This window comes from Mycobacterium sp. (assembly GCF_004298145.1).
Lineage (GTDB): Bacteria > Actinomycetota > Actinomycetes > Mycobacteriales > Mycobacteriaceae > Mycobacterium.
This window is the reverse complement of the sequence record NZ_SCRH01000056.1, coordinates 154,720-176,897: the sequence shown is the minus strand read 5'-3', so window position 1 is coordinate 176,897 and position 22,178 is coordinate 154,720. Positions and strand designations below refer to the sequence as shown.

The following is a 22,178-nucleotide window of genomic DNA, read 5'->3' as shown; positions in this document are numbered from 1 at the left end:
ATCGGCTATGACGCCAACACGTCCACACAGTCGCGCGCGATGGCCAGTTCCTCGTTGGTCGGGATCACCAGCACGGCGATCGGTGAGTCGTCGGCGGAGATCCGGCGCGCATCCCTGCCCGCGGCGAGGTTGCGGCGCTCGTCCAGCACGATGCCCAGCTCCTCCATGCCGGCGACCGCGTCACGGCGCACCGCCACGTCGTTCTCCCCGATCCCGGCGGTGAAGCTGATGACGTCGGTGTGCCCCAGCACCGCCAGGTAAGCGCCGATGTACTTGCGCAGCCGATGCGTGAACACGCTATAGGCCAATTGCGCTGACTCGTCGCCGGATTCGATCATCGTGGCCAGCCGGCGAAAGTCACGCTCGCCGGACAGACCCAACATCCCGGACCGGTGGTTGAGCATGGTCTCGACGTCGTCGACGCCCATCTCGGCCGTGTGGCACAGATAGCGGACGACACCAGGATCGATGTCACCGCTGCGGGTACCCATCACCAGCCCTTCCAGCGGAGTCAACCCCATCGAGGTGTCGATCGGCCGGGTCCCGGCGATCGCCGACGCGGAGCAACCGTTACCCAGATGCAGCACAATCTGTTTCAGGTCGCCAAGCGGCCGGTCCAGGAATGCGGCGGCCCGCTCGCTGACGTAGCGGTGCGACGTGCCGTGGAAGCCGTACCGGCGGATCTGATGCCGCCGCGCCAGTTCGCGGTCGATGGCGTAGGTCGCCGCCGCGGGCGGCAGGTCGTGGAAGAAGCCGGTGTCGAACACCGCGATATGCGGCAGGTCGGGCAGCAGCTTTCGCGCGACCTCGATTCCCTTGAGCGCGGGCGGATTGTGCAGCGGCGCCAACTCCGACAGTTCGTCGAGCCTGGCGACCACCGCGTCGTCCAGCAGCGTGGGCTCATGGAAGGTGTTGCCGCCGTGCACCACTCGATGACCCACCGCGATAACGCCGCATGTCTTCAGGTCGATGCCGTCGTCGGCCAACGTGTCGAACGCACGGCGCAGCGCGGCGTCATAGTCGGGAACCGGAGACGCCGCCTCCCCGATCCGCTCCACGATCCCCGTCGACCGGGCCGCGCCCGAATCGGGATCGACCACTTGAAACTTCAGCGACGACGAGCCGGAGTTGATCACCAGCACCAGGCGCGCGCCGCTACTTCCCATCACGGCCGCCCTGCGCCTGAATCGCGGTGATGGCAACGGTGTTCACGATGTCTTCGACCAACGCACCCCTCGACAGGTCGTTCACCGGCTTGCGCAGGCCTTGCAGCACGGGGCCGATGGCGAGCGCACCGGCACTGCGCTGCACCGCCTTGTAGGTGTTGTTACCGGTGTTGAGGTCGGGAAAGATCAGCACCGTGGCGCGTCCGGCCACCGGCGAGTCGTGCAGCTTGGTGGCCGCGACCGACGGTTCGATCGCGGCGTCGTACTGGATGGGACCGTCGACCGGAAGGCCGGGGTTGCGCTCTCGCACCAATTGCGTGGCCGTCCTTACCTTGTCGACGTCGGCACCGGTACCGGAGTCGCCGGTCGAATAGGACAGCATCGCGACCCGCGGCTCGATGCCGAACTGTGCGGCGGTGCGCGCCGAGGAGATCGCGATGTCGGCCAGCTGCTCCGGTGTCGGGTTCGGGATGATCGCGCAGTCGCCGTAGGCCAGGACACGATCCGGCAGGCACATCAGGAAGATGCTGGACACCGTGGAGACGTCCGGGACCGTCTTGATGATCTCGAATGCGGGCCGAACGGTGTGCGCCGTGGTGTGCGTGGCACCGGATACCATGCCGTCGACCATGCCGTTGTAGACCATCATGGTGCCGAAATACGTCGCGTCGCGCATGACCTCGCGCGCCTGCTCGACGGTCACGCCCTTCGCCTTGCGCAATTGGGCATACTGGTCGGCGAACTCGTCGCGCAACCGGCTGGTGCGCGGATCGATCACCTTCACGTCGGCCAGATCCACTCCGAGTTCGCCTGAACGCTGGCGGATTTGGGCTTCGTCACCCAGGATGGTCAGGTCGGCGACACGGCGCTGCAGCACCCGCCCGGCGGACCGCAGGATACGGTCGTCGTCGCCTTCCGGCAGCACGACTTGCTTGCGATCCGAACGCGCCTGCAGCGTCAGCTGATGTATGAACATCTGCGGCGTGGTCACGGTGGGAATCGGAATGGCAAGCTGCGCCAGCAGTTCGGTGATATCGACGTGGCTGTCCATCAGCTCCAGCGCGGTGTCGATCTTGCGCTGCGAGCTCGCCGTCACCCTGCCCCGGGCCGCGGCGGCCGCGCTGGCGGTGTCGTAGGTGCCCAGCGCGGTGGCGATGATGGGCAACCGCAGCCGCAGCCCGGCGACCAGGGCCGCGATGGACGGATGCAGCTCGAAGCCGCCGTTGAGGACGATGCACGACAGTGACGGAAAGCCCTCCGCGGCATGGGCGCTGGCGACGGCGAGCACCACGTCCGACCGGTCGCCGGCGGTGATGACCGCCATGCCGTCGCGCAGCCGTTCCAGGACGTGGTCGGCGGTCATCCCCGCGACCATCACGCCGGTGACCTCGCGCTCGCGCAGGGACTCCTCGCCGCTGACCGGCGTCCCGCTCACCGCCTCCTGGAGCTCGGCCACCGTCGGCGCCGACAACAGCGGTTCGTCGGGCAGCACGTAGCTGCGCAAGGACGACGCGCCCAGCGCCTCGTCCAACTCTTTTCGGATCGCCGCCAGCCCGTCCGGCGCGCAGCGGTTGGCCACCACCGCCGCGGTGTGGGCGTGCTGGGCGTCCAGCTCGGCCAGGCAGACCTTGACGACATCGGCCACCTCCGCGGCGGTCCGCCCCTCGCCGCTGACCGTCAACAGCAGCGGCGCACCGAGGTTGACCGCGATGCGCGCGTTGGTGGAAAGCTCCACGGGCCGGGTCGCCTGTCCCAGTTCGGAGTAGTCGCTGCCGACGATCACCACGACGTCGCACACCTCGGCCACCCCGTGGTAGGCGTCGACGATGGTGGCGATCGCCGCGTCACCGTCCGCGTGCAGCTGCTGGTAGGTGACACCGACGCATTGCTCGTAGGACAGACCCGCGGTGGTGCGGGACAGCAGCAGTTCCAGGATGTAGTCGCGGCCCTCGCCCGGATCCTGCGGCGACCCGCGGCGGTCGGCCCGCGTAATGGGCCGGAACACACCGACTTTGGCGACCGTCGCGGTCAGCCGGTGCAGCAGGCCCAGCGCGATCGTCGACTTTCCGGTCTCCGGCTCGGGCGCGGCGATGTAGATCGCTCTCACCGGACCCGAGACCACTCGCCCGCCCCTCAGGCCAGCCGCCGCAGCCGCGGCGCCAGGTCCTTCTCGAAGAGGTCCAGGAACCGGCGCTGGTCGTGACCGGGCGCGTGGAACACCAGGTGGTTGAGGCCCCACCGCACGTACTGGCCGACCTTCTCCACCGCCTCGTCGGGATCCGACGCCACGATCCAGCGCTTGGCGACCTGCTCGATCGGCAGCGCGTCGGCGGCCTTCTCCATTTCGATCGGGTCGTCGATGCTGTGCTTCTGCTCGGCGGTCAGCGACAGCGGCGCCCAGAACCGGGTGTTCTCCAGCGCCAGCTCGGGATCGGGGTCATACGAGATCTTGATCTCGATCATCTTGTCGATGTCGTCGACGTTGCGGTCGGCGGCCGCGGCGCCCTCCCGCACCGCCGGCATCAGCTTGTCCTGGTAGAGCTCCTCGCCCTTGCCGGACGTGCAGATGAACCCGTCGCCGGCCCGTCCCGCGTACTTGGCCACCGCAGGGCCGCCGGCGGCGACATAGATCGGGACCCCGCCCTCGGGCACGTCGTAGATCGAGGCGCCCTTGAGCCGGTAGTAGTCGCCGTCGAAGTCGACGCGGTCGCCGCGCCACAGCTCGCGCATCAATCGCACCGATTCGCGCAGCCGGGCGAACCGCTCCTTGAACTCCGGCCACTCGCCCTGGTATCCGGTCGCGATCTCGTTCAGCGCCTCGCCGGTGCCGACTCCGAGGAAGACGCGGTTGGGGTACAGGCAGGCCATGGTGGCGAACGCCTGCGCGATGACGGCGGGGTTGTAGCGAAAGGTCGGGGTGAGCACCGAGGTGCCCAGCAGGAGGCGGTCGGTCCGTTCGCCGACGGCGGTCATCCAGGCCAGTGAGAACGGCGCGTGTCCGCCCTCGTGTCGCCACGGCTGGAAATGGTCACTGACGGTTGCGCTGTCCATGCCGTGACCTTCGGCGGCGACAGCAAGCTCGACGAGCTCGCGCGGTGCAAATTGTTCAGCGGACGCTTTGTATCCGAGTTTCAGTTCAGCCACCCGTTCTTTCTACTCCTCGGCCCGCTCCTGTACACATGCGCGCTCGACCCGCCGCGCCCGGCTCCGCCGCGCTCGCGATCGCTTCTACACACACCCGCGCGACCCGCCGCGCCCGGCTCCGCCGCGCTCGCGATCGCTTCTACACACACCCGCGCGACCCGCCGCGCCCGGCTCCGCCGCGCTTGCGATCGCTTCTACACTCGCGGGCATGGGATCGGCGCCGGCTCTCGTTCAAGTGACCGACACGGTGTACCTCGCCCGGGGAGAGGCCGTTAACTGGACGCTGGTCGTCGACGGCACCGGCGTGCTGCTGATCGACGCCGGATATCCCGGGGACCGCGCCGACGTGCTGACGTCGCTGCGACAGCTGGGCTACGGCGCCCGCGACGTGCGCGCCATCCTGCTGACACACGCCCACATCGACCACCTCGGCTCGGCGATCTGGTTCGCCGACGAATACGGCACCGACGTGTACTGCCACGCCGAAGAGGTCGATCACGCCAAGCGCGAGTACCTCGAGCAGGCCTCGGTTCTCGATGTCGCCCTGCGTATTTGGCGGCCCCGCTGGGCGGCGTGGGGGCTGCACGTGCTGCGCAGCGGCGGCCTGATCCGCGACGGCATAGCGTCGACCCGGCCGCTGACCGCCGACGTGGCCGCCGCGCTGCCCGGTCACCCGATGGCCGTTTTCACCCCCGGGCACACCAGCGGGCACTGCTCGTATGTGGTCGACGGCGCCTTGGTCAGCGGCGACGCACTGATCACCGGGCACCCCCTGCTGAAGCACGGCGGGCCACAGCTGCTGCCGGAGGTGTTCAGCCACAGCCAGCAGAATTCGCTGCGCAGCCTGGACGCGTTGGCGCTGCTCGACACCGAGATCCTGGTGCCGGGCCACGGCGACGTGTGGCGCGGCCCGATCCGGGAAGCGACGGCCCGGGCCATCTCGCTGGCCCAGTGACCGGAGAAGTGTTGTGACGGTTGCCAAATCGATCGCTTTGTTCGCGCTGGCCGCCCTGTTCGAGATCGGTGGGGCCTGGTTGGTGTGGCAGGGCGTGCGGGAACATCGTGGCTCGATGTGGGTCGGCTTGGGTGTGATCGCGCTTGGCGCCTACGGCTTCGTTGCCACGTTGCAGCCCGATGCCCACTTCGGCCGGATCCTGGCCGCGTACGGGGGAATCTTCGTCGCCGGCTCGTTGCTGTGGGGCATGGGCGTCGACGGGTTTCGCCCCGATCGCTGGGACGTCGTCGGAGCGGCGATCTGCCTGCTCGGGGTGGCGGTGATCATGTATGGGCCACGACCTCACTGACCGTCCGGAACCAGCCACTTCTCGAAGGCGATCGGGATGAACGGTCCCCAGGACGGCAGCGGGTCGGGAGCCACCCGGGTGTAGCCCGTCGCGTCGTAGAGCGCCTCGGCCTCGGGCTGCCTGTTGCCGGTGATCAGGTAGAGCCGCCGATACCCCCGCGCCACCGTCTCGGCCTCCAGCGCGGCCAGCAACGCGCGCGCGTACCCGCGGCGCCGGTGGGCGCCGTCGGTCCAGATCCGTTTGAGTTCGGCGGTCTGGGTGTCATAGCGGCGAAACGCACCGCCGGTCACGGGCACGCCGCCCACCACGCCGATCAGCAATCCGCCGTCCGGCGGCGCCAACTCGGCCTCGGGCACGGGCAACCAGGTCAGGTGCGTGCTCGGGGTGCCGCCGTATCGCTGCGCGTACTCGACGGCCAACTCGGCCAGCAGCGGTTGTGCCAGCGGGTCATCGTGGGTGGCCGACACGAACCGCAGCCGGCCGTGCGGTGGGATGGGTTCCGGCGTCATCGAAAACTCAAACGCGTGTCGCGGTGACGTATTCCGGGATGAACTCCGCGTCGCCGGGCCCGGTGCGCCGCCGCCGGCCCAGCCCCATGGCGCCAAGCAAGTCGGCGATATTGCGCCCCAGCGTCTCCCAGCCGTGGGTCGTCAAATACTCAGGGACATAATGGTATTCGCCCGGGTACGTCAGGCTGGCCAGGTCGATGTCGAGGCCGCGCCGCCGCCAGCCGTCCACAAAGGAGCGCTCGGCCCCCAGCTGCAGCGGATTCCAGGTGGGCATGTGATCGGCGACCAGCCTGCTGCCCGGGGCGCTCGCCGCGGTGACCCCGCGCAGCAGGCGGTTCTGCTCGTCGGGCGGCAGATACCCGACGAGCAACTGCTCGGCCACCCACACGGTGGGCTGCGCGGCGTCAAAACCCACCCGCCGCAACGCCGCCGGCCAATCGTGGCGCAGGTCGACGCCGACTGCACACCGGTTGGTGGCCAAGGTGGCGTCGAGCCCGCGGAGCACGTCGGACTTGAAATCGAGCACCTGCGGCCGATCGATCTCGTAGACCGTCGTCCCGCGCGGCCACCACAGCCGGTACGCCCGGGTGTCCAGACCCGAGGCCAGGATCACCACCTGGCGAATACCCGCCCGGCCCGCGTCGGCAAGGAATTCGTCCACAAAACGGGTATGCGCCGCCAGCGCATCCATCAGCGCCGCCATCGCCGGGTCGTCACCGTCGTCCGCGAACACGTGGTCCTTGATCGCCCGGGTGAGGTAGTCGATCCCGACGGCGCACAGCAACGGCTCGGCGAACGGATCGTTCAACAGCCCCTTGTCGGTGGCCACCGCTCGCGCGGCGGCGCCGAAAGTCGCGGTCACCTCCACGTCGGCCGTCGGTGCCATGGTCCGCTCAGACGTCGGAGCGGCGCCGCAGGGTCAGCCCGACGCCCACTCGCCAGCCCAGCAACAACAGCGCGGTGACCGTCGCCGCCACCCCGACGAAACTGGCGGCCACGCCCGCGGAGGTCGCCTTGCGCAGCGCCATGCCGACAACCACCGTGGATAGCCAGACGACGACCCCGGTGGGGGCCACGGCGGTGGGCCGCCGCCAGCCGCGTACGGCCAGCCACCCGATGGCGGTGCCGGTGAGAAAGGGCCATGCCGTCGCCGCGATGCCGGTGGCGCCCAGGCCTTCGTCGTGGCTGCGGCGCCCGAGGGCGCAGAACACCAGCACACCGATGACGTCCACGGCGAGCCAGCCCAGCCACTGGAGCCTAAGCATGCAGCGAGACTACCGGGCAGCGCCGTCGATCCTTGACCCGGCGGCCACGGTGAACCTAGATTCGTCAGCGATGAATACCCATTCACAAGGCGGCCTCGCGGTGGTGACCGGCGCCGGGTCAGGCATCGGCAGGGCGATCGCGCTCGGGCTCGCGGCGCGGGGTGACCGTGTCGTCGCCGCCGATCTCGACGAGGCGGCGGCCTCGGCCACCGCCGGCGAACATCCGCACCTGATCACCGCGCTGCCGGTGGACGTGGCCGACCCGGCGCAGGTCGGCGCGCTGCGGGATCGGATCCACGCCGACCTCGGGGTGCCCAACATCGTCGTCAACGCCGCCGGATGGGACCGCACCGACCAATTCCTCAATGCCACAGCGGAATTCGCGCAGAAGGTGGTCGCCATCAACTACCTGGGGCCGGTGCATGTCTGCTCGGCGTTCCTGCCGGGGATGATCGAAACGCACGGCGGCGGACGCGTGGTCAACCTGGCCAGCGATGCCGGCCGCGTCGGCAGCGCGGGCGAGAGCATCTACGCGGGCGCCAAGGGCGGGGTGATCGCCCTGACCAAGTCGCTGGCCCGCGAGATGGCGCGGCACCAGATCACGGTGAACTGCGTGTGCCCGGGGCCGACCGACACACCGCTGTTTCACGCGCAACCCGAGAAACTGAAAGAAGCGCTGGTCAAGGCGATCCCGTTTCGCCGGCTGGCCCGGCCCGAGGAGGTCGCCGCGCCGGTGCTGTTCTTCGCGTCCGACGCCGCGGAGTTCATCACCGGACAGGTGATCAGCGTCAGCGGCGGGCTGACGATGGCCGGTTGAGGGCCGGCTAGTGGCAGGCTGACTTCCATGAGTACCCGGACACCACCCCCCTTCGACCGCTACGACCCCCTGGGGCTGGACGCGTCGCTGTCCGACGACGAGCTCGCGGTGCGCGACACCGTCCGGGAGTTCTGTGCCGAGCACGTCCTTCCCCACGTCGCGGAGTGGTTCGAGATCGGCGACCTTCCGGTCCGCGAACTCGCCAAGGGGTTCGGCAAGCTCGGCCTGCTCGGCATGCACCTGGACGGGTACGGCTGCGGCGGGGCCTCCGCCGTGCACTACGGGCTGGCCTGCGTGGAGCTCGAGGCCGCCGACTCCGGCCTTCGGTCGATGGTCTCGGTGCAGGGCTCGCTGGCGATGTTCGCGATCTGGAACTTCGGATCCGAGGGGCAAAAACAGGAATGGCTGCCGGGTATGGCCACCGGCGAACTGCTCGGCTGCTTCGGGCTGACCGAACCCGACGCCGGATCCGATCCCGCCGCGATGAAAACCCGTGCGCGACGGGATGGTTCGGATTGGGTGCTCACCGGACGCAAGTTGTGGATCACCAACGGTTCGGTCGCCGACGTCGCGGTCGTATGGGCCAACACCGACGACGGGATTCGGGGCTTTCTGGTCCCCGCCCGCGCCCCGGGCTTCACCGCCAACACCATTCACCACAAGCTGTCGCTGCGGGCCTCGATCACCAGCGAGCTTTTGCTCGACGATGTGCGGCTGCCCGCCGAGGCGATGCTGCCCGAGGCCAAGGGGTTGCGGGGGCCGCTGTCCTGCCTGTCCGAGGCCCGCTACGGCATCATCTGGGGCTCCATGGGAGCGGCGCGCTCGGCCTGGCAGGCCGCCCTCGATTACGCCACGCAGCGCACCCAGTTCGGCCGCCCGATCGCCGGATTCCAGTTGACCCAGGCCAAACTCGTCGACATGGCGGTCGAGCTGCACAAGGGACAGCTGCTGTCGCTGCACCTCGGCCGCCTCAAGGACAGCGTGGGGCTGCGTCCCGAGCAGGTCAGCTTCGGCAAGCTCAACAACACCCGTGAGGCGATCGAGATCTGCCGGACCGCCCGAACGATCCTGGGCGGCAACGGAATATCGCTGGAATACCCGGTGATCCGGCACATGGTCAACCTGGAATCGGTGCTGACCTATGAGGGCACACCGGAGATGCATCAGCTGGTCCTCGGCCAGGCGTTCACCGGCAGCGACGCCTTCCGCTGATGAGCGGCCTGTCCTACACGCCAGAGCACCACCAGTTCCGGCAACTGGTAAGGGATTTCGTACAGCAGACGGTCGTGCCCAACCACGAGGACTGGGAACGGGGCGGCCAGTGGGACCGCTCGCTGTTCATCGAGGCGGGCAAGCTCGGGCTGCTGGGCTTTTCGGTGCCCGAACGTCTCGGCGGCCCCGGCGTGGGCGACTTCCGCTACAACGCGATCGTGATCGACGAGTTGCAGCGGGCAGGGGCGGCCGCAGAGGCCATCGCCTTCACGCTGCAAAACGACGTGGTGTTGCCCTATCTCACCGATTTGACGACGCCCGAGCAGCAGCAGCGCTGGCTGCCCGGCGTGGTCACCGGCGAGACGGTGCTCGGCATCGCGATGACCGAGCCCGGCACCGGCAGCGATCTGGCCGGGATCCGCACGACGGCGGTGCGGGACGGCGACGACTACGTCGTCAACGGCGCCAAGACGTTCATCTCCAACGGTCAGGTCGGGGACCTGTTCGTCGTCGCGGTGCGCACCTCGCCGGATCGGCATCAGGGCCTGTCACTTCTGGTGGTCGACTCCGGCACCCCGGGCTTTTCCCGCGGCCGCAACCTGGAGAAGATCGGCCTGCACGCCCAGGACACCAGCGAGCTGACCTTCACCGACATGCGGGTGCCGAAAGGGAACCTGCTCGAATCCGAGGGCAGGGGCTTCTACCAGTTGATGAAAAACCTGGCCCAGGAGCGGCTCGCGCTCGGCGTGGGGGCGGTGGCCGCCGCCGAAGCGATCCTGGCCGGAACCCTCGACTACGTCCGTGATCGCAAGGCCTTCGGGTCACCCATCGCCGGCTTCCAGCACAGTCAATTCGTGCTCGCCGAACTGGCGACCGAAATCGACATCGCCCGAACGTATCTCGACGACTGCCTGGCCCAGCACCTCCAGGGTGAACTGACCGCCGCGCGGGCAGCCCGGCTGAAATGGTGGACCACCGACCTACAGGTGCGCACCGCCGACCGCTGCCTGCAGTTGCACGGCGGGTACGGCTACATGCGCGAGTACAGCGTGGCGCGCGCGTTCGTCGACGCCCGCATCCAAACCATCTACGGCGGCACCAACGAGATCATGAAGACGATCATCGCCAAGGACCTGGGTATCTAGAGGCAGCCGATGGCCACCGATATCGCCGACTACAGCGGTCTTCCGGCCGACGAGGCCGTGCGCGCGGCCCGCATCAGCTCGCGGCGCCGCCAGGTGCTCGATGCCGCGGTCAAAGCCATGGGCAGGACCGGATTTCACCAGATGTCCATGCAGGACCTGGCCACCGAGGCCGAGGTCAGCGTCGGCCTGCTGTACAAATACTTCGGCGGCAAGGAGGACCTGCTGCTCGCCACGATCGTGCGCATCCTCGACGTGTTCCGCGATCAGCTGGCGCCGGTCATCGACGCCGCCGGCGATGACGTGGTCGACCAGTTGGCCGCGGGGGTCCGCCGCTATATCCAGATCGTCGACGAGAACCTCGACGGCGTGGTACTGACGTATCGGGAGAGCCGAACCCTCGGCGCGCCGGGGCGCACCCAGATCAAGGACCTCGAAATCGCCACCGCCGCACCGCTGCGCGCGGTGCTCGAAGCCGGCATCGCCCAGGGCGTCTTCCGCCGGGTCGATGTCGACCTCACCGTGTTCGACATCATGCTGCTCGCGCATGGCTGGGCGCTGAAGCATTGGCACTTCGGGCCGATCTACACCGTCGACCAATACATCGCGCTGCAGACCCGCCACGTGCTGGGCGGGTTGATTGTCGACGAACGCCGCGCCGACTACGCACACGTGCTGAAATGAGGGGCATGGGAGTTGCTGTGCGCCGGGTCCGCGCCATGATCGCGCTGTTGGTGCTGGGGGCTGCCGCCGGTCTGGCGCCGGCGGGCGCCGATCCGGCCGCGGGGCTGCCCCCGATGACGTCCAGCGGCAGCGGACCGATCATCGGCGGGGGCTCCGCGGCCGCGCAGGGAATCGCCCAGCAGCTCTTCAGCTTCGGCAATCCCAACGTCGTGCAGGAGGTCGACGGCTCGGACGCGGCGCAATTCATCGCGGCCGCGGCGGGCGCCACCGGCCAGCAACTCGCGGCACCCTTCGCGCTGCTGCGCCGGGCGTTGACATGCCAGACCGACAACTCCGGATCGGGGGCGGGATTCGGTGCGCGCGCCTATCGGCGCAACGACGGACAGTGGGGAGGAGCGATGCTGGCCGCGGCCAAGAGCGCCACGCCGAACCTCGACAGCCTGGTCGCGTGCGTGAAGACCAATTGGCGAAGAGCGGCGGCCGGCGGCGAAACCGCGATGTGCAACAACGGCTGGACCACGCCGACGTCCTACGAAAGCCGCCGCGGCGAGACCTATTACATCTTGCTCGCCGGCACCGCCGCCGACTTCTGCGGCGATCTCAACGCCAAGTACAAGGGCGACGCCAGCGGGTGGCCGTTCTAACCGAGCCGCCCACCTCTCGCCCGTCGCTGAGACCGATTGCCATCCCGATGGTTTCGCGGCACGGCCGGCGGCGCGAGTCCGGGACCTATTTGAATTCATATCCAATTTGCGCACCGGCGCCGGTGAGCATCGGGTAAATAGCGTTCCAATATAGCCGCGGCATGGTCCCCCCGCAGGGTAATTCCAATTCATCCCGCCACGCGATTTTGCTGAATTCCTTTCGCGGCCGGGGCGGCGGCATCGAGCCTGGGTTCCTTGGTCATCCGTTTGACGAATCGACGCGCGATGTTTGCGAAATCGCTTATCTACGAATCATTGACGACGTAAACTTCCCGTCATCGGGCATCAGAATAATCGTCTCCCAGACGAAGGGGGTTCTAATGTCACGTCGTACTGGCAAAATCGTCCTCGCCGTGGTGCTCGCTTTCGCAGCTCCAATGACCTCGGCTTGCACGGTTCCGCTCGTTATCGATTGTGGACCCGGTTTGACCTGCACCGGATAGCAGTAACCGAACGAGCCTGCGAGCTCAATTCGGGGCTTTTCACTCACACCAAGCTTCGCGCAGCGAAGACCAAAGGGTAACCGGCTGGAGCCAGGGCATGCCCCCGGCACCCGCCCTGGCTCCGGTCGGGATCCTTTACCGCACAGGTCATTCGGGGTGTCCGTCCGACCCGTCGACTGTGCGGTCCGTCACGTGCCTCGGCGAACCGGTATTACCGAGACCCGTTTAGTCGCAAACGCTTTCGTTTCGCGAGGCTCCCGCTGCTGCTGGTGGCCTTGGCGCGCGGTGCATCGGTCTTCCCGTCGGCCTCGCCTTTCGCGGGGATGGCGCCGTACGGTGGAGGCATGTCGCGCCATCGTGTCGTCATCATCGGAAGCGGTTTCGGCGGACTGACTGCGGCCAAGGCACTCAAACGTGCGCCCAGAGGAAGTCAAATCGACGTCACCGTGATCTCGAAAACGACCACCCACCTTTTTCAGCCGCTCCTCTATCAGGTGGCCACGGGCATTCTGTCCGAGGGGGACATCGCGCCGACCACCAGGCTCGTCCTGCGCCGGCAGAAGAACGTCCGCGTGTTGTGGGGGGACGTCTCCGCCATCGACCTCACCGCCAAGACGGTCAATTCCCACCTGATGGGCATGGACACGGTGACGCCCTACGACAGCCTGATCGTGGCCGCCGGCGCAAAGCAGTCCTACTTCGGCCACAACGAGTACGCGGCCTTCGCGCCCGGGATGAAGAGCATCGACGACGCCCTGGAGCTGCGCGGCCGCATCCTCGGCGCGTTCGAGGCGGCCGAGGTCGCGACCGACCCGGTCGAGCGGAAACGCCGCCTGACCTTCGTGGTGGTCGGGGCCGGGCCCACCGGAGTCGAGCTGGCCGGCGAGATCGTCCAGCTGGCCGAGCGCACCCTGGCCGGCGCGTTTCGGACGATCACCCCCAGCGAATGCCGCGTCATCCTGCTCGACGCGGCGCCGGCGGTGTTGCCGCCGATGGGTGCCAAGCTGGGTCTCAAGGCGCAACGGCGGCTGGAGAAGATGGGGGTCGAGGTCCAGCTCAACGCGATGGTGACCGCGGTCGACTACATGGGCATCGCGATCAAGGAGAAGGACGGCACCGTGCGCCGCATCGAATGCGCGTGCAAGGTGTGGGCGGCGGGCGTGCAGGCCAGCTCGCTGGGCGCGATGGTCGCCGAGCAGTCCGACGGAACCGAAACCGACCGCGCCGGAAGGGTGGTCGTCGAGCCCGACCTCACGGTCAAGGGTCACCCGTACGTCTTCGTCGTCGGTGACCTGATGTCGGTTCCCGGTGTCCCCGGGATGGCGCAGGGTGCGATCCAGGGGGCGAAATACGCGGCCGCCGTCATCAAGCACGCGGTCAAGGGCCAGGACGATCCCGCCGACCGCAAGCCGTTCAGATACGTGAACAAGGGCAGCATGGCGCTCATCTCCCGCTACAGCGCCGTCGCGCAGGTCGGCAAGGTGGAGTTCGCCGGCTTCTTGGCCTGGCTGGCGTGGCTGTTGCTGCACCTGTACTACCTCATCGGCCACCGGAACCGACTCGCCGCCCTGTTCGCCTGGGGGATCTCGTTCCTGGGCCGCACCCGCGGCCAGATGGCCATCACCAGCCAGATGATCTACGCCCGGCCGCTGGTGAACTGGATGGAGCAGCAGGCGGCGGAAGGCACGCTCGCGGCGGCCGAACGCGCCGAGGCGGCCGAGCAGAAGGCGGCCGGCTGACGCGCCGGAAACGCGATCAGCCCAGGGCCCGATCGATGTCGGCGATCAGGTCTTCGGCGCCCTCCAGGCCGACGGAGATGCGGACCACGCCGTCACCGAGCCCGATCGCCGCGCGGCCCTCCGGGCCCATCGCCCGGTGAGTTGTCGTCGCGGGGTGTGTGACAAGGGATTTGGCGTCGCCGAGGTTGTTGGAGATGTCGATCAGCGTCAACTTGTCCAGCACCTCGAAAGCCCGCTGCTTCGCCGCACTTTCCGGGCAGTCGAGCGCGAAGGTGATCACCGTTCCGCCGCCCGACATCTGGCGCTTGGCCAGGTCGTATTGCGGGTGCGATGACAGATAGGGGTAGCGGACCCAACCCACCGCCGGATGCGTCTCGAGGAATTCGGCGATCCGGTACGCCGAGGCATTGCTGTGATCGACCCGGATGGCCATCGTCTCCAGGCCTTTCAGCAACACCCAGGCGTTGAACGCGCTCATCGCCGGGCCGGTGTGCCGCATCAACTTCTGCACCGGGCCGTCGATGTACTCCTTGCCGCCGAGAATGGCCCCGCCCAGCACGCGGCCCTGGCCGTCGATGTGCTTGGTGCCCGAGTACACCACCACGTCGACACCGAGCGGAATGCCCTGCTGCAGCAGTGGTGTGGCAAAAACGTTGTCCAACACCACCTTTGCACCCGCGGCGTGCGCAAGCTCGGTCACCGCGGCAATGTCCACCAGCGACTGCATCGGATTCGACGGCGTCTCGAAGAACACCGCCGTGGCGGGCACCGACAACGCCGCCTCCCATTGGGACAGGTCGTCGCCGTCGACGAAGACGGTTTCGACACCCCAGCGCGGCAGGATCTCGTTGCACACCACGAAACACGATCCGAACAAGCTGCGCGACGCGACCAACCGGTCCCCCGCGCCCAGCAGCGCACCGAGCGAGGTGAACACCGCCGCCATGCCGCTCGCGGTGGCGAACGCCGCCGGCGCTCCTTCGAGCAGACGCAACCGCTCCTCGAACATCGTCACGGTCGGGTTGCCGTACCGCGAGTAGACGAAGTGGTCCACCTCACCGGTGAACGACTTCTCGGCCACCGCGGCGGACTCGTAGACATAGCCGGACGTCAGATACAGCGCCTCGGCGGTCTCGTCGAACCCCGAACGCAGCAGTCCACCGCGCACGCCGATGGTCGCCTGGCCGACACCTTCGGGCAGCGGTGCGGGCGTGCGGACCGAGCGGTCGTCGGCGGGGGTCATGCCCGGATCAACCTTGCTTCCACGGCAATCCGATCGCCCGCCACCCCGACTCGCCGCGGTGACCGTCGGCATCGAGCTGGCCTTCGAAGCCGTCCAGGATGTTGTACGCCGGGGTGATGCCCAGCTCGGTTGCCACCCCGGCGGCGCCGATGGAGCGGAATCCGGAGCGACACAGGAACAGCACCGGGCGGTCCGCGTCGGCCTGGGCCGGCGCCACCTGCTCGCGCAGCTGGTCGGCGAAATCCGCGTTGGGCCGTCCGTCGGCCGAATTCCACTCCAGGAACAACACATCGCGGCCGAGGCTGGACAGATCGGGCACCCCGACGAATCGCCATTCGGCGTCGGTACGCACGTCGACCAGCACGGCGTTCGGATTGTCGCTGAGCAACTTCCATGCGTCCAGGGGCGAGATGTCGCCCGCGTAGGACTGTCCGCGCTCTGTGCTCATGCTCGTATTCCTTCGCCTCTCGTACGCATCGTCAGCCACCCCGGCGAGATTGCCCCCTGCCCGCGGCGATACCTGACCTGCGATCGTATCGAGGCCGTCGCCGCCCACATCTCGGGGCTCAGTCGCGCGAGGCCGGGGCGGCCAGTCTTTCGGCGGCCCGGCCCGCCCGCTCGCGCGCGGCCGTCACCTCCGGCGCGGTCGCCAGCGCCCGAAACCCGCGCCCGGATACGCGCAGGTCGCTTTCGGGCACGCTCAACGCGCCGACCAACGCGGCGGGGTCATAGGAATCGGCCGGGCCTATCGCGCGGGCGGCGGCCGGCGAAACCATGAGGGTGTCCACCGGCAGGCCCAAGATGGTGCGGGCCTGCAGTTCGAACGCCGACAGCCGCTGGCTGCGCAGGGTCACCCAGGCGCTGTCGGCCGGGCGCGACGTGACATCGGCGAAATACACCTCGTCGCCGTTGATCATCAACTCGACCCCGAAGACGCCGCGCCCGCCCAGCGCCTTGACGATCCGCGCGGCGATCGACCGCGCGGCGTCGGTCGCGGCCGCACTCATCTTCTGGGGTTGCCACGATTCCAGCACCTGCCCGCCGGATCCGCGGTGTCCGATAGGTGAGCAGAATTCGATCACCGGACCCGCCGGGCCTGCGCTGCACACCGCCAGCAGGGTCACGTAGACCTCGACCTCGACCACGGTTTCGGCCAGTACCCGGGGAGCGGGCTGGGCACCCACCGCACGATGCCAGGCGGGCTCGATGTCCGCACGGCGCGCCACCACCGATCCCCGCTGCCCGGCCGGCCCGGCCACCGGCTTGACCAGCAACGGGTACCCGGCATGCGCCCCGACCGCCTCGAGTTCGGCCAGCGATCCGACGAACCAGAACGGCGCGGTGGGAAGCCCCAGCTGGTCGGCGGCCAGCCGGCGCAGCCCCTCGCGGTCGGCGGTGAGCCGCACGGCGCGCGCGCTGGGCACCAGCTCGGTGCCACCGCCGTAGCGGGACTCGAGCGCTTGGCCGGCGACCGCGTCGGTCGCGACCACGACGAAGTGGGGCTGCAGCCGCCCAATCGCCTTCGACAGCTCATCGGCGTCGGTCATGTCGAACACCAGCGCCTGGTCGGCCACCCCGTGCGCGGGCGCGTGGGGGTGCTGGTCGGCGGCGATCACCCGGGCCCCGAGGCGCCCCAGGGCGATCGCCAGCTCGCGGCTGATCTCGCCGGAACCCAGCAGCAGCACCGACGGGCGGCCGTCGGCGGGAACCTGCCGGGACACCACGAGCGCCGTCGTTTCGTTGTCCCGTCCGTCGATCACGCCGTCAGCCACGGCTCAAGGATAGGTCGGTTCTCAGGGCGCTAGGGCTGACTGCCCGGCTCCTCAGCGGCGCGGCACCGCTCCGCATCGTCGCCGAGCTAGGGCTGACTGCCCGGCTCCTCAGCGGCGCGGCACCGCGCCGCATCGTCGCCGAGCTAGGGCTGACCGGGAAGCAGCCGCACCATCAGACCGTTGCCCTCGGCCAGCAGGGTCTGGTCGCCGTCGACCAATTCGGCGGAGACGAAAGCCTTGCGGCCCTCGGCGCCGGTGACGCGGCCGCGTACCAGCAACGGGACGTCGATCGGGGTGACCTTGCGATAGTCGACGTGCAGGAAGGCCGTGCGGCTGATGGGCCGGCCCGCGGCGTGCGAGATCATGCCGAACATGTGGTCGAACAGCAGCGGCAACACGCCGCCGTGCACCGCGTGGTTTCCACCGACGTGAAACCGGCTGAAGTGGCCGGTCATTTCGACGCCGTCGGGGCCGTACCGCGTCAGAACCCACGGCGGTACCAACAGGCTGCCCATGCCGGGCAGGTAGGGCGTGCGCCCCGCGGGCCCCTGGCCTTCGACCTCGGCCTGAAACGGCCCCAGCAGATCGGTCAGCGCCGCGACCCGATCCGCGGCGTCGTCCCAGACATCGTCGTCCGGGTCGGCCGACACCGCGAGGTCCTGCAGCCGGCGCATGGAGGCGACGAACCGGGCGAAACCGGGACCGGGGCTGGCCGGGCCGTACTCCGGGAAGCCGCCACGGTGTTCGTATTCGGGATCGAGGTCAATCGGGTTCGCTGCGGCTTGTTCTGACTCCCGGGTCACGGGCGGACCGCCAGGACGTCGCGGCGCACGATGGTTTGTTCGCGGCCGGGTCCCACGCCGATACACGAAACATGAGCTCCGGCAAGGTCTTCGAGCCGAAGCACGTAGTCGCGCGCCTTGGCGGGCAAGTCGTCGAACTCCCGGGCGTGCGAGATGTCCTCCCACCAGCCGGGCAGCTCCTCATAGATCGGTTCGGCGCGGGCGAGATCGCTTTGCGTCATCGGCATGTCGTTGGTGCGCTCGCCGTCGATGCGATAGCCGACGCAGATCGGGACCGTCTCCAGGGTGGACAGCACGTCGAGCTTGGTCAGGAAATAGTCGGTGATGCCGTTGACCCGGGTGGCGTAGCGGGCGATCACGGCATCGAACCAGCCGCAGCGGCGCCGCCGCCCGGTGGTGACGCCGAACTCGCCCCCGGTCTTGGACAGGTATTCGCCGTTCTCGTCGAACAGCTCGGTGGGGAACGGGCCCGAGCCCACGCGGGTGGTGTAGGCCTTGAGGATCCCCAGCACGGTGGTGATCCGGGTGGGCCCGATCCCCGAACCCACCGCCGCCCCACCGGCCGTCGGATTCGACGACGTCACATAGGGATACGTGCCATGGTCGACGTCGAGCAGGGTGCCCTGGGAGCCCTCCAGCAGCACTGCCTGGCCTGCCTCGAGGGCGGAATTGAGCAGCAGCCGGGTGTCGCGGATGCGGTTGCGGAACCCTTCGGCCTGTTCGAGGAGGGCGTCGACGACCTGGTGCGGGTCCAGGGCCTTGCGGTTGTAGATCTTGACCAGGATCTGGTTCTTGAGTTCCAGCGCGGCCTCGACCTTGTGGGTCAGTTGTTCTGGGTCGAGCACGTCGGCGACCCGGATGCCCTGGCGGGCGATCTTGTCCTGGTAGCAGGGTCCGATGCCGCGGCCGGTGGTGCCGATCTTCTTGTTGCCCATGTAGCGCTCGGTCACCTTGTCGATGGCCACGTGGTAGGGCAACAGCAGGTGCGCGTCGGCGGAGATCAGCAGCTTGGTGGTGTCCACGCCGCGGTCCTCCAGGCCCTTGAGCTCGTCGAGCAGCACCCCGGGGTCGACCACCACACCGTTGCCGATGACGTTGGTGACGCCGGGCGTGAGCACCCCCGACGGGATCAGGTGCAGGGCGAAGTTCTCGCCCGTCGGCAAGACGACGGTGTGCCCGGCGTTGTTGCCACCCTGGTAGCGCACCACCCACTGCACCCGGCCACCGAGCAGGTCGGTGGCCTTACCTTTGCCCTCGTCGCCCCACTGGGCGCCGATGAGGACGATTGCCGGCATGACTTTGCTCCCGCCTGCTTACTGGGGTTCTGCTGGCACGCCGACAGAACTTGCACAACTACCAGATCTTGCACCGCTGCAACGGTTTTCGGCATCGCCCAACGGCTCGCGCCGCTCTTGGGTGACAGCGCCTCGGTTAGCCGCGCCGCGACCGTGCGCGGAGCTCCACGCGTCTATGCTTGCCGCGCTCACGTGGCGATCCTAAACGTCGGGTAACGACATGCTTGCCGCAAGGCCCGTTTGATCCCGGCTCGTGTCGCGCGAAGACCCGCGGCCCGTCTCGTCGCGTGGCGCTCAGGGGCTCGCCGCCACCCACGGCTTCGCCGCGCACACGCCGTTGCGGGTCGGCGCGTCCAACATCAGACACAGGCCGTTCGCGTCACGGTTGGGCCGCTTGGCCGCCCAACCGGACGACGCCGGTCTCCCGTTCCAGCTGACCAGCGTCCAGCCATCGTGGGGATTGCCCTCGATCTCGACGATGCCGCCGTTGGGTAGCGGATCGAAAAGCAGGAGCAACTGCATGGGGTTTCTGACGGTCGTCATGGTCCCGATACCGATGTCGAATTCACTGGAGAACGCGACCTCGGTGATCCTGCCGTTCGCCGCCCGGACCGGGTTGGCAAGCGCACTGCCGTACATCGTCGTGAGCATGCCGTTGAAGCCGCCGGCGCTGGTCGCCGCGTTGCCGTACATCGTCTGGAGCGCGCCGTTGAAACGTTCGTGGAACTCGTACCCGTTGGGGTCGGCGGAGCCCGGCGCCAGCATCGGCACGACGCGCAGCCCGAGCAGCCACGCGATGGGCGCCAGGATGTATGCCAGCCCGGCGAGGCTGATCTGCGGCATGCCGTTGAAAACGCCCGCGTCGATCTCGTTGAGCCCGGGCAGCACCTGGACATTCATCCCCAACATCGCCGCCAACGGCGCCGCGGTCTGCTGCGTCCTGATCAACTGCGACGCGAAGATCGCGGCGACCGGACCCTTCGCCGCGAGCACGTTGGCGACGTTGCGCGCCTGTTGTTGACCCAGCGCGGTGAGCGCGGCCCCGGGCACCGCCGTGTCGATGCGGCTCGCCGCGTTGGCCTCCGACTGCCCGTGGCGCACCAGGTCGATCACGATCGATTCGTCGGCCGAGGCCCTCGCTGATCCGAGGCACACCAGGACCGCCGAAAGCAGCACGGCGCCAACACGGCCGAGCCGCGTCATCGGCATTGGGGCGGGTAGGGCCGGGCGGTGAGGCGGCGAATGGTAGTTCTCCGTTCTCTCAACCACTCGTTGGCGGGATTGGGCGCAACAACGGCTGTGTGGCAGGAGTAAAGTATCCGGTTGTTTCCAGGCGGTGGCGCAACAACTTTCGCAGTCCGACACCATGTTGTGACTGTGTCGTTATGGCGAGGACTTTCGGCACCGAAGCCAACGTCTGGCCATTGATCGGACCAGAATTGTTGAGAGCCAAAGGGATTGGTCCGCCTTGATTGGACAGCTTGTGACGCAGGAAGATCGAGCCGCCGCGGTTCTACTGTTCGGTCAACGGCCCGCCTACGGCCCGTTGCGGGGCATGCGCGCCCACCGGGTCGTCGGCGAACCCGATATCGACGCCGCGATAGGCCCCTACCCGCGGCTGGTCGTGGTGGGCGCCGACGCCGACCTGGCCGCCGTGCTGACCCGGCTCCTGCGCGCCGAGCGGCTCGACGTCGAGGTGGCCTACGTGCCGCGCCGCCGCACCCGGGCGACTCGGATCTACCGCCTGCCCACCGGACGCCGGGCGGCGCGGCGGGCCCGCCGTGGTTGTGCGCAACGGGTGACGCTGATCCGCGACGAGACCGGCTCGGTGATCGTCGGGCGAGCCGGCTGGGTACCGCCGCCCGGCGAGCGGCTCATCCACGGCGAGGCGATCGTCGACGACACCACGCTGTTCGACGGCGACGCCGCCGCCGTGTTCGTCGAGCCGACGCTGGCCATGCCCGGCCTGCGGGCCTCGCTCAAGGGAAGGGTCAACGGCGGGTGGCGCCGGTGGGTCACCGGCCGCGCGGCCCAGCTGGGCAGCACGGGCGTCGTCGTGCTGCGCGACGGGGTCCCCGCGGCCCGCCCCGGCCGCCGATCGGCGTTCTACCGCAACATCGAGGGCTGGCTGCTGGTCCGATAGTTTCGTCCGGTGAGCTTCCCCGCCCCTCGACGCGAATCGGTACGGCCCAGCCCGATCTTTCTGGCGCTGCTCGGATTGACGGCGGTGGGCGGCACGCTGGCCTGGCTGGCCGGGGCCAGCGCGCGCCCGTTGGCCTATGCGGGGGTATTCGTTTTCGTGATCGCCGGCTGGCTGGTGTCGCTGTGCCTGCACGAATTCGGGCACGCGGTGACCGCCTGGCGTTTCGGCGATCACGACGCGGCCGTGCGCGGCTACCTGACGCTGGATCCGCGCCGCTACAGCCATCCCGCGCTCTCGCTCGTGCTGCCGCTGGTGATCGTCGCGCTGGGCGGGATCGGCCTGCCCGGTGCGGCGGTCTACGTGCGGACGTGGTTCATGACGCCCGCCCGTCGCACCATGGTCAGCCTGGCCGGTCCGGCGGCCAACCTCGTGCTGGCGGCGCTGCTGCTGGCGCTGACCCGGGTGTTCTTCGACCCGACACACGTGGTGTTGTGGGCCGGGGTGGCGTTCCTGGGATTTCTTCAGCTCACCGCGGTCGTGCTGAATCTGCTCCCCATCCCGGGGCTGGACGGCTACGACGCCCTGGAACCGCATCTGAGTCACGAGACGCAGCGTGCGTTGGCGCCGGCCAAGCAGTGGGGCTTTGTCATCCTGCTGTTCCTGCTCCTGGCGCCGGTGCTCAACCAATGGTTCTTCGGGGTCGTGTTGTCGTTGTTCGACCTGTCCGGTGTGCCGGGCGTGCTGGTGGGCTGGGGCAACGCGCTGACCCGCTTCTGGAGCCGCTGGTTCTGAC

The 22,178-nt window shown here is 68.6% G+C and carries 22 protein-coding genes; 10 read left to right on the top strand and 12 right to left on the bottom strand.

Going from position 1 to position 22,178, the window contains the following annotated elements:
- Positions 1–5: 5 nt before the first annotated feature.
- From EPN51_RS25190 to fgd, 3 genes are read right to left on the bottom strand one after another with little or no spacing between them, the layout of a single operon-like run.
- Positions 6–1,166 carry an acetate kinase gene (locus EPN51_RS25190; protein WP_293048264.1) on the bottom strand — a complete coding sequence of 387 codons (1,161 nt, stop codon included), beginning with the start codon at positions 1,164–1,166 and terminating at the stop codon, positions 6–8.
- Positions 1,156–3,288, bottom strand: coding sequence for a phosphate acetyltransferase (gene pta, locus EPN51_RS25185; RefSeq protein ID WP_293048262.1), 2,133 nt, complete (start codon positions 3,286–3,288; stop codon positions 1,156–1,158). The genes EPN51_RS25190 and pta overlap by 11 nt, the downstream gene beginning before the upstream one ends.
- Before the next feature lie 11 nt (positions 3,289–3,299).
- Positions 3,300–4,310, bottom strand: coding sequence for a glucose-6-phosphate dehydrogenase (coenzyme-F420) (gene fgd, locus EPN51_RS25180; protein ID WP_293048260.1), 1,011 nt, complete (start codon positions 4,308–4,310; stop codon positions 3,300–3,302).
- Between the two features lie 208 nt (positions 4,311–4,518).
- On the opposite strand from fgd, the gene EPN51_RS25175 reads away from it, so the two are divergent.
- On the top strand, positions 4,519–5,265 hold the full coding sequence (locus tag EPN51_RS25175; RefSeq protein WP_293048258.1) for an MBL fold metallo-hydrolase: 747 nt from the start codon (positions 4,519–4,521) through the stop codon (positions 5,263–5,265).
- A 13-nt stretch (positions 5,266–5,278) separates the two neighbouring features.
- Complete coding sequence (locus tag EPN51_RS25170; RefSeq protein ID WP_293048255.1) at positions 5,279–5,614, top strand: YnfA family protein; 336 nt, start codon at positions 5,279–5,281, stop codon at positions 5,612–5,614.
- Here EPN51_RS25170 and EPN51_RS25165 read toward each other — a convergent pair.
- From EPN51_RS25165 to EPN51_RS25155, 3 genes are read right to left on the bottom strand one after another with little or no spacing between them, the layout of a single operon-like run.
- Positions 5,608–6,123 carry a GNAT family N-acetyltransferase gene (locus EPN51_RS25165; RefSeq protein ID WP_293048251.1) on the bottom strand — a complete coding sequence of 172 codons (516 nt, stop codon included), beginning with the start codon at positions 6,121–6,123 and terminating at the stop codon, positions 5,608–5,610. The two genes, EPN51_RS25170 and EPN51_RS25165, sit on opposite strands and share 7 nt — an antisense overlap.
- A gap of 7 nt (positions 6,124–6,130) precedes the next feature.
- On the bottom strand, positions 6,131–7,009 hold the full coding sequence (locus EPN51_RS25160; RefSeq protein ID WP_293048248.1) for a class I SAM-dependent methyltransferase: 879 nt from the start codon (positions 7,007–7,009) through the stop codon (positions 6,131–6,133).
- Between the two features lie 7 nt (positions 7,010–7,016).
- Positions 7,017–7,388, bottom strand: coding sequence for a DUF3054 domain-containing protein (locus tag EPN51_RS25155; RefSeq protein ID WP_293048245.1), 372 nt, complete (start codon positions 7,386–7,388; stop codon positions 7,017–7,019).
- Positions 7,389–7,458: 70 nt separating this feature from the next.
- On the opposite strand from EPN51_RS25155, the gene EPN51_RS25150 reads away from it, so the two are divergent.
- The 6 genes from EPN51_RS25150 to EPN51_RS25125 all read left to right on the top strand — a co-directional run bounded on the left by EPN51_RS25150 (position 7,459) and on the right by EPN51_RS25125 (position 14,129).
- Positions 7,459–8,205, top strand: a complete 747-nt coding sequence (locus EPN51_RS25150) for an SDR family oxidoreductase (RefSeq protein WP_293048242.1) — start codon at positions 7,459–7,461, stop codon at positions 8,203–8,205.
- Positions 8,206–8,232: 27 nt separating this feature from the next.
- Complete coding sequence (locus tag EPN51_RS25145; protein WP_293048240.1) at positions 8,233–9,417, top strand: acyl-CoA dehydrogenase; 1,185 nt, start codon at positions 8,233–8,235, stop codon at positions 9,415–9,417.
- On the top strand, positions 9,417–10,562 hold the full coding sequence (locus EPN51_RS25140; protein ID WP_293048238.1) for an acyl-CoA dehydrogenase family protein: 1,146 nt from the start codon (positions 9,417–9,419) through the stop codon (positions 10,560–10,562). The genes EPN51_RS25145 and EPN51_RS25140 overlap by 1 nt, the downstream gene beginning before the upstream one ends.
- Positions 10,563–10,571: 9 nt before the next feature.
- On the top strand, positions 10,572–11,243 hold the full coding sequence (locus EPN51_RS25135) for a TetR/AcrR family transcriptional regulator (RefSeq protein WP_293048236.1): 672 nt from the start codon (positions 10,572–10,574) through the stop codon (positions 11,241–11,243).
- A 35-nt stretch (positions 11,244–11,278) separates the two neighbouring features.
- Positions 11,279–11,887 carry a hypothetical protein gene (locus tag EPN51_RS25130; protein WP_293048325.1) on the top strand — a complete coding sequence of 203 codons (609 nt, stop codon included), beginning with the start codon at positions 11,279–11,281 and terminating at the stop codon, positions 11,885–11,887.
- 847 nt (positions 11,888–12,734) lie between these two features.
- On the top strand, positions 12,735–14,129 hold the full coding sequence (locus EPN51_RS25125; RefSeq protein WP_293048234.1) for an NAD(P)/FAD-dependent oxidoreductase: 1,395 nt from the start codon (positions 12,735–12,737) through the stop codon (positions 14,127–14,129).
- A 16-nt stretch (positions 14,130–14,145) separates the two neighbouring features.
- Here EPN51_RS25125 and EPN51_RS25120 read toward each other — a convergent pair whose 3' ends face one another.
- The 6 genes from EPN51_RS25120 to EPN51_RS25095 all read right to left on the bottom strand — a co-directional run bounded on the left by EPN51_RS25120 (position 14,146) and on the right by EPN51_RS25095 (position 20,451).
- Positions 14,146–15,372, bottom strand: a complete 1,227-nt coding sequence (locus tag EPN51_RS25120; RefSeq protein WP_293048231.1) for an O-succinylhomoserine sulfhydrylase — start codon at positions 15,370–15,372, stop codon at positions 14,146–14,148.
- Between the two features lie 7 nt (positions 15,373–15,379).
- A complete protein-coding gene (locus EPN51_RS25115) occupies positions 15,380–15,820 on the bottom strand; it encodes a rhodanese-like domain-containing protein (RefSeq protein ID WP_293048229.1) in 441 nt (146 codons plus the stop codon).
- 118 nt (positions 15,821–15,938) lie between these two features.
- Positions 15,939–17,144 carry a formate-dependent phosphoribosylglycinamide formyltransferase gene (purT, locus tag EPN51_RS25110; protein ID WP_293048226.1) on the bottom strand — a complete coding sequence of 402 codons (1,206 nt, stop codon included), beginning with the start codon at positions 17,142–17,144 and terminating at the stop codon, positions 15,939–15,941.
- Between the two features lie 143 nt (positions 17,145–17,287).
- Positions 17,288–17,947, bottom strand: coding sequence for a PaaI family thioesterase (locus EPN51_RS25105; protein ID WP_293048223.1), 660 nt, complete (start codon positions 17,945–17,947; stop codon positions 17,288–17,290).
- Positions 17,944–19,242 (bottom strand): adenylosuccinate synthase, encoded by a 1,299-nt coding sequence (locus tag EPN51_RS25100; RefSeq protein ID WP_293048220.1) that lies wholly within the window; start codon positions 19,240–19,242, stop codon positions 17,944–17,946. The genes EPN51_RS25105 and EPN51_RS25100 overlap by 4 nt, the downstream gene beginning before the upstream one ends.
- Positions 19,243–19,536: 294 nt before the next feature.
- Positions 19,537–20,451, bottom strand: coding sequence for a histidine phosphatase family protein (locus EPN51_RS25095; protein ID WP_293048218.1), 915 nt, complete (start codon positions 20,449–20,451; stop codon positions 19,537–19,539).
- 346 nt (positions 20,452–20,797) lie between these two features.
- Between EPN51_RS25095 and EPN51_RS25090 the strand changes: the two genes are divergently transcribed.
- Both EPN51_RS25090 and EPN51_RS25085 read left to right on the top strand, forming a co-directional pair.
- Positions 20,798–21,385, top strand: coding sequence for a peptidase M50 (locus EPN51_RS25090; protein WP_293048323.1), 588 nt, complete (start codon positions 20,798–20,800; stop codon positions 21,383–21,385).
- Between the two features lie 9 nt (positions 21,386–21,394).
- Complete coding sequence (locus EPN51_RS25085; protein WP_293048216.1) at positions 21,395–22,177, top strand: site-2 protease family protein; 783 nt, start codon at positions 21,395–21,397, stop codon at positions 22,175–22,177.
- Position 22,178 lies beyond the last annotated feature (1 nt).